General features: G+C 42.8%; 16 protein-coding genes. 3 read left to right on the top strand and 13 right to left on the bottom strand.

All coding sequences use genetic code 11. From position 1 onward, the window contains the following. Positions 1–8 precede the first annotated feature (8 nt). Positions 9–857, top strand: coding sequence for a pirin family protein (locus R7D93_RS09790; protein WP_213876895.1), 849 nt, complete (start codon positions 9–11; stop codon positions 855–857). A gap of 142 nt (positions 858–999) precedes the next feature. Here R7D93_RS09790 and R7D93_RS09785 read toward each other — a convergent pair whose 3' ends face one another. The 10 genes from R7D93_RS09785 to R7D93_RS09740 form a co-directional block, all read right to left on the bottom strand. Continuing rightward, positions 1,000–1,848, bottom strand: coding sequence for a patatin family protein (locus R7D93_RS09785; protein WP_054577745.1), 849 nt, complete (start codon positions 1,846–1,848; stop codon positions 1,000–1,002). A 258-nt stretch (positions 1,849–2,106) separates the two neighbouring features. Then, positions 2,107–2,445 (bottom strand): hypothetical protein, encoded by a 339-nt coding sequence (locus R7D93_RS09780; protein ID WP_213876896.1) that lies wholly within the window; start codon positions 2,443–2,445, stop codon positions 2,107–2,109. 691 nt (positions 2,446–3,136) lie between these two features. Next, positions 3,137–3,568, bottom strand: coding sequence for a YccF domain-containing protein (locus R7D93_RS09775; RefSeq protein ID WP_005373685.1), 432 nt, complete (start codon positions 3,566–3,568; stop codon positions 3,137–3,139). Between the two features lie 218 nt (positions 3,569–3,786). Continuing rightward, positions 3,787–4,719: a Gfo/Idh/MocA family protein gene (locus R7D93_RS09770; protein ID WP_213876897.1), complete on the bottom strand. Its 933-nt coding sequence runs from the start codon at positions 4,717–4,719 to the stop codon at positions 3,787–3,789. A gap of 123 nt (positions 4,720–4,842) precedes the next feature. Next, positions 4,843–6,498, bottom strand: coding sequence for a phosphoethanolamine transferase (locus tag R7D93_RS09765; RefSeq protein ID WP_213876898.1), 1,656 nt, complete (start codon positions 6,496–6,498; stop codon positions 4,843–4,845). Positions 6,499–6,519: 21 nt separating this feature from the next. Next, on the bottom strand, positions 6,520–6,876 hold the full coding sequence (locus R7D93_RS09760; RefSeq protein WP_017635149.1) for a diacylglycerol kinase: 357 nt from the start codon (positions 6,874–6,876) through the stop codon (positions 6,520–6,522). Between the two features lie 127 nt (positions 6,877–7,003). Next, the gene (locus tag R7D93_RS09755) at positions 7,004–7,396 is read right to left on the bottom strand and encodes a glycine zipper family protein (protein ID WP_005373677.1); all 393 of its coding nucleotides are present in this window, start codon (positions 7,394–7,396) and stop codon (positions 7,004–7,006) included. A gap of 114 nt (positions 7,397–7,510) precedes the next feature. Continuing rightward, on the bottom strand, positions 7,511–8,815 hold the full coding sequence (locus R7D93_RS09750) for an ATP-binding protein (protein ID WP_225496433.1): 1,305 nt from the start codon (positions 8,813–8,815) through the stop codon (positions 7,511–7,513). Beyond that, a complete protein-coding gene (locus R7D93_RS09745) occupies positions 8,815–9,528 on the bottom strand; it encodes a response regulator (RefSeq protein ID WP_005373673.1) in 714 nt (237 codons plus the stop codon). The genes R7D93_RS09750 and R7D93_RS09745 overlap by 1 nt, the downstream gene beginning before the upstream one ends. A gap of 213 nt (positions 9,529–9,741) precedes the next feature. Further along, entirely contained in the window at positions 9,742–10,038 is a 297-nt protein-coding gene (locus R7D93_RS09740) for an isoamylase early set domain-containing protein (protein WP_005373671.1), read from the bottom strand. Positions 10,039–10,316: 278 nt separating this feature from the next. Here R7D93_RS09740 and R7D93_RS09735 point away from each other — a divergent pair, with 278 nt between their 5' ends. Beyond that, positions 10,317–10,697: a hypothetical protein gene (locus R7D93_RS09735; protein ID WP_005373669.1), complete on the top strand. Its 381-nt coding sequence runs from the start codon at positions 10,317–10,319 to the stop codon at positions 10,695–10,697. A gap of 84 nt (positions 10,698–10,781) precedes the next feature. After that, complete coding sequence (locus tag R7D93_RS09730; protein WP_005373667.1) at positions 10,782–11,381, top strand: thiol:disulfide interchange protein DsbA/DsbL; 600 nt, start codon at positions 10,782–10,784, stop codon at positions 11,379–11,381. A gap of 70 nt (positions 11,382–11,451) precedes the next feature. Here R7D93_RS09730 and R7D93_RS09725 read toward each other — a convergent pair whose 3' ends face one another. The 3 genes from R7D93_RS09725 to R7D93_RS09715 form a co-directional block, all read right to left on the bottom strand. Beyond that, positions 11,452–11,697 carry a hypothetical protein gene (locus tag R7D93_RS09725; RefSeq protein ID WP_005373664.1) on the bottom strand — a complete coding sequence of 82 codons (246 nt, stop codon included), beginning with the start codon at positions 11,695–11,697 and terminating at the stop codon, positions 11,452–11,454. Positions 11,698–11,849: 152 nt separating this feature from the next. Next, entirely contained in the window at positions 11,850–12,293 is a 444-nt protein-coding gene (locus tag R7D93_RS09720; protein ID WP_017819861.1) for a DUF3429 domain-containing protein, read from the bottom strand. Between the two features lie 10 nt (positions 12,294–12,303). Beyond that, positions 12,304–12,849, bottom strand: a complete 546-nt coding sequence (locus R7D93_RS09715; RefSeq protein WP_005373657.1) for a glutathione peroxidase — start codon at positions 12,847–12,849, stop codon at positions 12,304–12,306. Positions 12,850–12,912: the final 63 nt, after the last annotated feature.

Here is a 12,912-nt window from a genome sequence, read left to right as displayed (position 1 = left end):
GAACTAGTATGAGTACATTCAGAGACATTCGTCAGCTTATTCCTGCGCAACCTACTGCTGATGGCGATGGAGTGAAAATTCGCCGAGTAGCGGGTTTCAATCATGCTAGCTTTTCTCCATTTTTGATGATGGATGAACTCAAATCAGAAGACCGTGCTGACTATATCGGCGGTTTCCCTCCGCATCCGCACCGCGGTATCGAGACGCTTACTTATATGTTGAAAGGTCATTTCCAGCATCGTGATCATATGGATAATGTTGGCGAGCTTCGTTCCGGTGGTGCACAGTGGATGGCGGCAGGAAGAGGCGTCATCCATAGCGAAATGCCTATTATGAAGGAAGGCGAACTGCATGGTTTCCAAATTTGGATTAACCAGCCTGCGAAAAATAAGATGCAGCCAGCTCAATATCATGACTTTCAACCTGAAACGATCACTGAGTTTGATACTCCGAATACGGGGGTTGTACGTTTGATTGCGGGTCATATGACTATAAACAACGAACGAATTCAGGGGCCGCTAACAGAGACAGGTGTTGCTGCCACGGTAGCCGATTGGAGAGCGATGGGTGGTCAAGCTTTGAATTTGAACACGGAGCAAGACAACAACATGATGCTCTATGTCTATAAAGGTCGTATTCAATTAAAAGGTCGTGAGATCAATCAAGGCGAAATGGCCATTTTATCGAAAGGTGAATGGGCTGAATTGCAGGCCGAAAAAGAGAGTGGTGCACTGATCTTTATAGGTGAGCCAATTAATGAACCCGTGGTGCATTATGGCCCTTTTGTCATGAATAGCATGGAAGAGATAGAACAAGCCATCCAAGACTACAACTCTGGGTTGTTTGAAACTTACTAGTTTTGACAGCCTACTCGCTTTTTCAGTTAGCGAGCAAATTAAAACAGTTTTGAGCCTGAATATTGGGCTCGACCAGAAGCAAATACGATAATCCACTGCCATCGAATTTGCGTTAGCCACGTTTAATCCACGTGGCTTTTTTCTACTTCTGACTCCATCGTATGATGGCTTCCTTTCCTGCTTCAATTCCTAACTCATAAGCATGACGCAGTGGTGCTGGCGATCGACTCAGCCGTTTCAACTTGAATGTTTCAGGAGGACACACTTGAATGATTTCGATACCAGGTGGAGGGTTGTTGATCAGCGCTAAGGTCTGATTGTAGCGAACTTCACGTGTCAACATCGGTTCAATTAATCCGGGCGTTTCTTTCAACATCCTCTTAGTTAGGGCGCTGAATCTTCCTCTTGGCTTTTGATAGCTTGCGGGCTGACTGCGTAAAACCATAATCTTTTTGGCTCCTCGCTTTATTGCTTCTGCAACAGGAAGTGCGTCTGAGACGCCACCATCAACGTATTGAATTCCGTTCAGTGATACGCCATTTCGGTAAAGTACAGGCAGTGCGCTGCTGGCTTTCATTGTTTCTGCCAAGTCGTCGACATCAGGAAGGTGGTACTCCGCTTGCCCATTGTCTTGACGCGTCACGCCTAAAAAGAAAGGTCGTGAATCAGCTTTGAGCGCAGATTTATCGATGCCAAGTTCTTCGAGGGTGACATTCCACATCCAGTCTAAGTTCATCATATCACCACCACGTAGAAGTTGAGATGGAGAGATAAATTCTTTTCTTAAGCTGTAATCGAGGTAGATTTTTAAGTTACGTCCGGGCATTTTAGCTAAGTAGGCAGCCAAGTTGCTAGCACCCGCAGACACTCCCCAAAAGCTATCAAATGGAGAGAACTCGCTAGCAAGAAAATGATCGAGTATGCCGCATGAAAATACGCCTCGCATGGCTCCACCTTCGACAATCAATGCTCGAGAGCCTACTTTTTCCATCACTTCGCTCCACTCTTTATCAATCGGATAATAGCGTGCAGCTTAACGCATAATGGTTTTATACCCAAGTGGGCCAAAGGTCTAGGTTGCGTTCCTTTGAATAAAAAGGGCATCAATGGATGCCCTTGTCACTTTTAGCCTATGGAATTGCGGGTAATTGAGTCGCTAATTTAGTGAAGGAGAGCCGAGCCGACTAGCCCCCTTACATAGAGCCATACCTGTAGTCCCATACTGATCGTTGTTGGAATAGTTTGATGATCACTTGTTAAATAGGCATACAAACACTATCCAGAGCGTTGTAAGCAAAAGTAATGGGGGGAATACTTTCTGGATAGAAGCGCCATCAGTTAAATTGTAAATTTTGATGGATTCATTATAGAACGCTCGTTTGAATTCTTTGAAGCTAATGTCGCTCTTCGCATGCGACTGTTCATAGTGCTGGTGCGCAGCGTCCGATAGCTGGTATTCCAAGTCTTGGAGCTCGTACTCCTTGTTAAAAAACGCATCCCAAGCCGAAAGGCGGGCTATCGTTTTAGGAGATGGATCCCCATTTAGTTTCTCTAGACGCTTAGCATAAGCTGCTTGATATTTATCCACGGTATATTCCTGTCTGAATAGACGTTGAGTTAGAACATATGTAAAAAGAAAAATAAGTAATAAAAGGTTTTTTACGTTCTATACCTGTGATAAATGCTAAAAAGTTCAATGCTCTAGCACTCCGATGTCGCAAATGATATTGATGGAATTACTCTGCGACAAATAAAATAATTACTCTAGATAACAACGAATTTTTGTTGTTTTTTAAAAAAACTGATCATGAGATTGAGTGGGGAGTTTTACCGAGAAGAATTTCGCTACTGTAACTCTCTATATTTACTCAAAAAGAGAAAATCTTAGAAGCTTTCTTTGATTGATGTGAGATATTTTAGGTCGAAAAGCATTAATTTTGGCTATGCTTATAGTTCGTCTTTTTTGTTGTTGAACTCTACTTCGAGGGGGAAAGAACCCATATTTCGAGCATAGGATAGCTCGCTTTTTCGTTACGTCGTTCTTGGAGTTTGAATCAGTGACGACGCTATGAGTCTAGCATCTTGAACTCACTTGGGTGTATTGATTAATTATAAAAGTAAAGCAGTGCTGAGCTAGGATAAACTTCAACGTAAAGGTGACGGTATGAATATACAATCAGCCATTATTGAATATGCGATAGCGATTATAGGCTTACTTTTGACGGGCGTTACCCTCTGAGCATGACTGCCCAGAGGATAGAAAGTGCATTAGCCGATCGCTAACGATTGATGTTATATCGAGCCATTGCAGCTTCTTCAGACGATACAACCGTTTTACCAATTGGTGCGAGTGAAATAACCGCTAGTTTGAGGTGTTGGAGCGCAAACGGAATGCCGATTATGGTGACAAAGCATGCTGCTGCAGAAAGTACGTGACCGATAGCTAACCAAAGGCCTGCAAACACAAACCAAAGGACGTTACCAATAACGCCGAGCGGACTCGTGCCAATGTCCATTTCATTGGTCAATTCATCGCGTGAGATGGCCTCTTTACCGAATGGGAAAAAGGAAAAATTACCCATAACGATACACGCACGCCCCCAAGGTATTCCGATGATGCTAATAAAGGCCAAAATACCAAAAAACCACCATAGCAACCCCATAAATACGCCACCAAATACAAACCAAATGATGTTACCAAGTGTTCTCATTCTATTTCCTTTATTCTTGAATGTGATGATTCAGATACCTGAGAGTACCGTAAAACAAATCTAAACCGTCTGTTTTGTCGATGTGTGCTTCCGTGCCCTCATTCACCTGATTGATAGAATAATCGCAGTAGTCTTAACAGAGAATGAATGCCTTCCTTAAGGCAAGTCTTTTTAGTATAGAGCGTAATACTCAATCAAGCATATAGCCAAGAATCGCATTATCTAGAGACAACTTTCTCGAGATATTGACAAATTTGCTCTGCCAATCGATGGCTGGCAATGTTGCGTGTTACTACTTCATCAGCAATATTTCCAGACTCAACGACGCCAAACCAATCGAGCAACATCGAATGGAAACCTTTACTCGTCAGCATTGGCGTCCAGTCTTTCAAATTGATTTTTTGCTCTTGGTTAGCTTGCCATAGTTTGCCTTCAACGAAGGAGTCGAACTCAACTGCCTTGTTTGCATAACAAGCTTGAACGCGCTCTGTAGTGATACCGAAGTGGCGATTCATCGAGGCGTGGAGCAAAGTATCTCCATGTTGCCACTGAATATCTAAACGCGCCAACTGACCACCTTCAAGTTGATGAGTTACATAAGCATCTTTTAGATCGGCTTTGGCTGTGACGTTAACGCTGTCTAATGGGTGAATAAAATCATCAAATATAAAGGTACGAACATCCCCCGGTAGTTGGTGACGGTTCTTTTCCCAGCGTAGCGACTTTAAGTCAGATATGTTGCCTTGCTGTACTTGTGGCATATGTTGGTTGTAAAGTGGAATGTGACGACGGTTAAAGCCCACATAGAGTGGCTGTCTCTCTTTTTCGGCAATGTCGTACAGCTTTTCCACGTCATCAGTACTATTCGCTAATGGTTTGTCGACAAAGGTTGGAATTCCATGCTGCAGAAAAAATGCCGCTATTTGAGGGTGTACGCTTGTTGCCGCATGAATCATGACGGCATCGACGCCAAAGTGCAGAAGTCGCTGGTAGTCTTGGCAGATCTCTGAGATTCGATACTGCTTAGCCAGGCTCTCAAGTGTGTTTGGGTTGCGGGTACAAAATACAAGTTCGATATTTGGAAGCTGAGTGATAACAGGAAGGTATGCTTTCTGAGCGATATCCCCTAGACCAATAATACCAATTTTCATCCTAGTCCTTATCTCGATGTATGGATCGCGGACTGTCAGTATAACGCTTGGCGCGGCGATGAGTTTAAATACCTTGTTAGAAAAAGCCTGATTCACACTTTGAGCCAGGCTTTATTGAATGATTTAGGAAACGGCTCGGCAGGCTTTGAATATATCTAACTTGCTATCGTAGGCTTGAGTTTGTACATCCATAATGCCTAATAAAGAGTGGAACACGTTATCATGTGAGTATTGGCCTGCATTCTGTGCTTGTTTATATAAACAGTCGGTATTGATCTGCTTCGCTTGTTTAAAGCCCGAAGACAGCCACATAATCAAAGGAACGCGTTTTTGGAAATCTGGTGCAAGGCCATAAGGCATACCATGTAAGAACAATCCGTTTTCGCCTAGTGACTCACCGTGATCCGATATGTAAATTAGCGCGGTATTATACTCAGACTCTAATGCTTTGAGTTTGTTGATGGTTTCTGCCAACACAAGATCAGTGTAGCGTATCGTATTGTCGTACGTATTCACGATTTGTTCGACGCTACAGTTTTCTATATCTGCACGTGGGCAGTCTGGTTTGAAAAACGCTTTGTCTCTAGGATAACGCTGGAAGTAGGTCGGACCGTGGCTTCCTATAAGGTGCATGGCGACCACTCGGTTACCGTGCATATCCGCGACTTCCTGATCAAAATGATCTAATAGCGCCATGTCGTAACAAGTTTGGCCATTACACATAGGGCTTACTTGCTTTCGATCCACTTCAATTTTCTTGATCTTGTGGGCTACTTCTTTATCCCCACCGTCATTTTCTTTCCAAATGAGGTCAACCCCGGCGCGCTGCATTATATCGAGAGCATTGTCCTGGTTATCCGCTTTGGCGCGTTCAAACTCGTTTCGCGTGAGCTGTGAAAACATACAAGGCACAGATACAGCAGTCGCGGTGCCACAAGACGCGACGTCTTGAAATGAGATAACATCCAGTTTACTAGTATAAGGGTTTGTCTCTCGTGTATAGCCATTGAGTTGGTAGTTCTGAGTTCGAGCGGTTTCTCCTACGACAAAAACCAGTAGTGTTGGTTTGCTCTGTGCTTGCTGTACGGCGCTATTTGACTGCTTTGCATCTGTGCCGATTTCTCGATATGGCTCTGGCGTGGTGAAATATTTTTCCTTCACATACCCGGTCGCGCTATAAACGAACTGGGTGGGTATGATGATTTTTTTCAGGTGGCTATTGTTGCGCCCTACAGATGCGTAGTCTTGATAGTACACGCTGGCAATGACGGCGATGACAGCTAGCGACGACAGCATCGATACTAATTTGGTAACAGAGAAGTACAGTAATTGGTGGCGTTGAGATTGCAGCTTGACCTTAAAGACAATTATCGCTGGGATAACTCCCATAATCAGCGTCCAAATTACAGAGTGAGCACTCAGGTAAGAACTCGCCTCGCTCGAATCGGTTTCAACAATATTGGCAATCATTCCAGAATCGAAAAGTGTGCCATAGTTATAGCTTGCGTAGCTCACCATACTTGAAACAATGATTAAAATTATAAAGAACGGCTTGCCGATCCAAGGCCAACTAAATAAATTAAAAAGGAAATTGAGCGCGGCAAGAAAGAAAATTGGTATTGTGATAATGAATCCAATCTTGACATTATCTAAGTGTGTAAAGATGCCGATCAGTTCTTTACAAATAGGGATATTTACGACGAGAGCGAAATACAGCGCCAACAGGAAAGTAAAGGTAACGTAAGAGATACCTCTCTGTTGTAAATCATGTGTCTTCATAATGAGTGTCTTGAATAAAAATTAGAGCAAGAACGAAGCCCAAATAAAAAGGGCAAGAGTTAACGCAACAAATACTGCTGCTGAGCCAATATCTTTGGCTCTACCACTGAGCTCGTGCCAGTCATCGCTAACACGGTCGACAACCGCTTCTACGGCGGAATTAATGAGTTCGACGATCAATACCAAGAACAGGCTACTGATCATCAGCACTCTTTCATATGTGGTGACAGGAAGGAAAAAAGCACAGACGGAAAGCACCAAGGCGAGAATCAATTCTTGTCTAAAAGCGGCTTCGTGTGTCCATGCGGCTTTCAATCCTTGAAATGAATAGCCGGTCGCATCCATGACACGGCGTATACCTGTTTTACCTGGCTTCAAAATATGACCTTACTATTTAAGCATTGGGATGGAACACATATCCCAGAGAGGTAACGAGATTAATCGTTACAGCGTGAAACATTTGTGAATAGAATCCATCGCGCGATAATTTAAGAAAAGTGCTTATTTAATCAAGATCGTAGACGGTATAGCCTTTGTTCTGGAGACATTTACGCAATACGAGAGATTGGGTTTTGGTTGAATCATTTGTTCCACTCAAAGCACCAGCTCCAGCTCCTACAGCTCCGCCGGCAGCAGCACCGACAGCCGCTCCACCTAATCCGTCTTCTAGCGCACCAGCAGCTGCGCCGATCAATGCGCCTGTAACCGCCCCATTAGTGGCTTCAGATTTCGCTGCCTCTGATTTGTCGACATTTTCTGCATAGCCTTGGCAGTAAAGAAAGTCTTGTTCATATGTACTAGGGTCGACATTGGTCATGTCGACGACAGGTTTTTGGTTGTAGGCGCAAGCTGTAAGCGTAGAAGTAAGCGCCATAATCAGGATAAAAGATTTATACATGAGTACTATCCATTTAGTGTGTGAATCTTATGGATTAAATGTACACTGTTTTATTGTTGGGCTCTGTCGCTTGAGTGTATTGAAGTGTCGTCTTCTGTAAATGGGGTAGGAAGGTTAAGTTAACTGTCTGATTTTTTTGAGGCTAAGTGTGAAGCAAGCTCCTCCAAGTGGGCTATGGCAAATCGAAACTTCTCCACGTTGAAGCTCCATTATCTGTCTGACAATCGCCAAACCGAGCCCAAACCCGCTCGTCTTTTTGTTGCGAGATTCATCCGCGCTGTAAAATGGTTCGAATAGATGAGGCCAATGCTTTTCTTCAATACCTATGCCATCATCATGAACATTGATGAAGCAGCGGTGCTGATCGTGTTTTATCTCTACTAAAATCTGCTTATCCGCGTACCGCATTGCATTGCGCAGCAAGTTATCTAAGGCTCGCTTTAACAATTTTGGGTCAGCAAACGCGAGAACGTTTTCTGAGTTTACTTCTTGAAGCGAAATACCGAGCGTAGTCTCTTTTTGCCATCTCTGTCGTAATTCTTTGACTAAGTTGAATAGGACGACTTCTTCTTGAGTTTGTAATGCTGTGTCAGGACGCTCCATCTTTGCGTAGTAAAGCAATTCTTCAACCATTTCTTCCATCTCGTCAATGTCTTCGACGATACTGTAAACATACTTTTTCTGTTGTTCAGTTAAGGTTGAATCCGATAACAAATCTGCTTGCCATTGTAAGCGGAAGATTGGGGTACGCAATTCATGTGCAACGGCGTTAGTTAGCATTTTATTGCTAGTGATCAAGCGAGATACTTTATCGGCCATCGTGTTAAAGCTTTTGTTTAACGTCCCAACAGACTTAGCGCTTGAGGTACTAGCTCGAGCCTTGAAGTTACCTGAGGCAAACTCAACGGTCACTCTCTCTAGCTCTCGAATCCGACGGCTTAAGAACCAGATCAACAATATGCAATACAGAGCAAATCCAGCTAAAAAGAACAACCAAACGATATTGTCATCAAAGTTGGCTGCTTTAACCACAGGACTATTCGGATTATCGCTCATTTTAAAGATAGGCGTGCTCGCATCTAGGCGGAACCAGATATCCCTTTCTTCATCGTAAGCGACGTTAACGGAGGTATCACTTTCAAACGCCTTTTTGATGTCTGTTGGAAGCTCTTCAAGCGTATGAGGCACCAACAAACGATGGCTTGATGTGGCAAATTGTTCCAACTGTTGTTGAGTATATTCTAATCCGTGTTCTTTATAGATAGGGTAGATCAGATCGTGAAAAGCTTGACCCTCATGCTCTTGTAACAGGTAGTCATAATCTGTGTTGATCTCATAAACTAAGAACTCGTATCCCCACAAGCTAGCCATAAACAGAATGATAAGGCCAACAAAGCTTTCCAGATAAATCCGTCTCATTATTCATTCCATGCATCAGGCATAAATAGGTAGCCTTTGCCGCGAACGGTAATGATTTTTTGTGGTGAGCAAGAAGCATCGCCTAGCTTCTTTCTCAGTGTCACTATGCGATTATCAATGGTGCGGTCTGTTCCATCGTATTCAATACCACGCAGTGTTTTGGTCAGCCACTCGCGTGATAGTGTTTTTTCAGCATGCGTTGCAAGAACCCACAACAAATCGAACTCGCCGTCTGTCAGCGCAATTTCTTCTTGGTTCATTACGCACGATTTACGTAATCGGTTTAAACACAGAACACCAATTTGTAGGCCGTTTTCGGACTCGGTAGGCGCCGCCTCTTTTCTTCTTAACAGCATGCGAATACGAGCTAGCAATACGCGAGGTTTGATGGGTTTAGTAACAAAGTCATCTGCGCCTATTTCTAATGCGGCGACATGATCGAAGTCATCATCACTTGCTGTTAGCATCAACACTTTGCCTTTGTAGCATTCTCGGATTTGACGACATACACTCAGACCATCTTGCCCGGGTAGCATCAAATCTAACAGCACCACGTCTGGTTGTGTGTCAATAATCGCATTGGGTGCGTCCGTCCCATTGTCGATACATTTGACCTGAAAACCTTGTTCAACAAAATACTCACCCAACATAGTTTGTAATTTGGGATCGTCTTCCACAATGATTAGAGATGGTTTGATTTGTTGTGCGTTCATTTAAGTGATGTATACAATATTTAATATCAATGGAACTTAAACAAATTTACGAATTATTTCAAATAAAGCTTTCTCAGAATAAGGTTATCGGATGAGTTAATTGGATAAAATTGCCAATTAATGATTTAAATCTAATCACCAATCACATTTCGAGAGATGTAAAAAGGCGCAACGTTTGCGCCTAGGTATGGAATCTTAAAGCGAAATTACCGCTTATTCGGTGGTACATACGACGCTGTTGTCGCTGCCAAATGCATTTGGAACGTAAGCATCAGCTTGTGGGTCATTTTCCCACTTCGCGTCATCGAGCAAGTAACGGAACTGAACATTCTGCGCTTTAGGTAAGCGGGTTTTAAATTTAAACTGACGACTTTTCTTCACTAATTTCATCGGTTCTGGCTGCCAGTTGTTGAAGTCTCCAGCAATTTGGACAGAGTCCCACTGATCTTTATCTAGCTCGAACGTGACTTCGACTTCATCTTTTGTCTTAAAGAATCTCTTTTTAAGCATTGATCTTTCCTTGTTCGTACAAAAACCGTTCTAACTATTACTCGTGTTTCATAATGATTTCAAGTTTTATCGAATTGTTGCTGGTATCTGATGAGGGGAGTATCCGAACGGTGAATAGTTCGTTGTGCTGGTTTCGTGTACTGAGGGATCGTTAGAGAGAAAATTCACTAGCCTAAAATGGTCAAAGAACAGAGTTTGTTAGCGAGCCGAGAGTCCGTATCTTGAAGTCAAACCGTTATCATGTATTATCTTAAATCACCATTTTCCTTGATGTAGCTATGTTGAAGTTTAACCGTACATTGTTGACTGCGATAGTTTGCTTAGTTGCTATGCTTTTGAGTAGTGTCGCTCCTGTGGCGCAGGCTTCCGCTCCGATGAAAACAATTGAAGTACGCGATCTTATTGTTCAACAGGCTGCTCTGCACAAACAACTTGGCGTCAATGACGACTGCGTAGAATCACATCACGATGAGTCAGCCATCAATAAGGCACAACAATCTCACACGAGTTGTAGCTCTTCCTGCATGGTCAAAATTCCCGCCAACTTATCTCAAAACGACTTACTGCTTCTTCCTTATAGCCTTGCCTTGATTGATAGGCCTCTAGTCGAAAAAGTAGTGACAGTGATCACCAAGCTTTATCGTCCTCCGATTGTTTAATTCCTCATCTCAAATTACTTGGGGTTTCCCCCCTTTTTACCAAATGAAATGATTTGGCATTTGAATGCCACAAGGAAATAAACAATGAAAAAACTACTTGCCTTATGTAGTGCACTTTTACTGACTTTTACCGCTCATGCAGCGCAATTTGAAGAAGGGAAGCACTACAAAGTTCTGGATGTTAAGAAAGCATCGAAACCTGTTGTGACGGAATTCTTTTCTTTTTATTGCCCACATTGCTACAAGTTTGAGTCGCTTATTGAGCGTTTAAAACCTGCTCTGCCAAAAGAGGCAAAGTTTGAAAAGGTACATGTGGGGTTCATGGGCGGAGATATGGCGATTCCGATGGCCAAGTCCTACGCGACGATGGTGTCGCTCGGGGTTGAAGATACAATGATTCCTGCCATGTTTGCCCAAATTCATCAAAAGCGACAAGCGCCAAAAGACGAAGCTGAGCTGAAACAACTCTTCGTTGATAATGGCGTAGAAGGTAAGAAGTTTGATGCGGCTTACAACAGTTTCGCCGTAAACTCAATGCAGAAAGGTTTTGATAAGCAATTCTCTGCCAGCACGTTAAGAGGGGTTCCGGGTGTGGTTGTGAACAATAAATACATTGTTTTGGCCAACGAAATTCGTACTTACGACGAGTACAATCAATTAGTTAATTACTTATTGACGCTGTAACTGTAAATAGCATTGATGCTTAAAAATGGCGACGGTAGAGTCGCCATTTTTTATGCTTATCACACTCGTATTATCTAAGAACGCTTGTACATGCTTGAGTCGGAACACTAGTCATAAATATGGCATGCGGATAAAACAAGCTAGCAGCAGTGATTGCAACATTACATGGCTGAGCAATCGTAGTTTTAATCACATTGGTAAGCACAGCACCTGTATTATTTACTGTTTGAGCGGCGGCTTGTTGTGCCTGGTAAGACACGCAACCTGTCGTTGCATTGATCATCGCAGTGCTAAACAAAAGTTTGCGAAAAAACATATTCATATCCTTTGTGAATGCTTTGAATTACTTATATGTGGATTGATTCATAAATGAAACAAAACAGTGTTCAAAATATGTGTGCATTCACGAAATGAACATTGTTTTATAAAAAGACGTTTTTTTGTGATCTTAGTACTGGACAGACCAGGTTATGAAACTAAAGCCAATCCGTGCATTACGATTACGCCGAAGGTCAGTTTGCTCCTCATTCCTTGATATCCCTTGGGCTCGGCGTCTTGTTCGACTTTCCTCACGAGCTTTTCTGCATACCAAACAGCAAGATACCCAATTGCTAAGAGTAGGGTTGCGACTGCGTAATGTTTGTGGCCCTGCAGTAATGCGCCCCAAGCCAGTAAGACAAAAAGGTTGCTGAGAATTAATACATTTCGGCTAAGGCGATGGTAGTAATGCTCAATGCCATTACCCCAAAGGATGCCGGATAAAAAACTTAATATAACGGCGCTATATGCGATGAAAAATTGCTGACCACTTAAATTGAAGAGTGAGATGTCAGTGAAAATCAGCCCTAAACTAAACACAAATGGAACCAGGCCTAAGTAACCGAGTTGTAGCATGGTTGAGCGTGTTGTCATGGTCGTCACCTTATAATTGTTGCTCTATCATATTGGTAAGCGTAGTACTTGTCGGTGATGTGGAGCTTGGAAAAGTAGCAATAACTTTACCTTCAGAGCTAATTAGAAACTTGTAGAAGTTCCATTTTGGTTTTATGCCTGCTTGGTTAGTAATCTGGTTGAAGACTGGGTTCGCATCTACACCTAATACTGAAGAGCGAGCCATCATTGGAAAGGTTACCCCGTAATCGAGATAACAGACTTTCGCTGTGTTTGTTTCGCTTCCTCTATCTTGTCGAAAGTCATTGCTCGGGAAACCGATAACGGTGAAGTTTTGGTCTTTGTAAGTTTGATAGAGGGTTTCTAACTGTTCAAACTGAGGAGTGAAGCCGCACTGGCTTGCTGTATTGACGATTAGTAGTGTCTTTCCCTTAAAGCTTTCGCATAGATCGACTTCTTCCGTTGAGTTTAACAACCTTTGCTTACCTTGAAGAATATCAGGGCACTCAGATGCAAGAGCAAGCGAATTCATGGAGAGAAAGCTAACGAGAGCGGCGAAGTTCAGTAATCCTTTCATGGTGTTGTTCCCCTTGTTTTCAATAAGTATAACTACTTAAGTGCAAAGAGGATCGATCAAAAA

Source organism: Vibrio sp. YT-15, from assembly GCF_033337445.1.
GTDB lineage: Bacteria > Pseudomonadota > Gammaproteobacteria > Enterobacterales > Vibrionaceae > Vibrio > Vibrio alginolyticus.
Note: the sequence above shows the minus strand (reverse complement) of the source record. Positions and strands in the feature narration are given on the sequence as shown.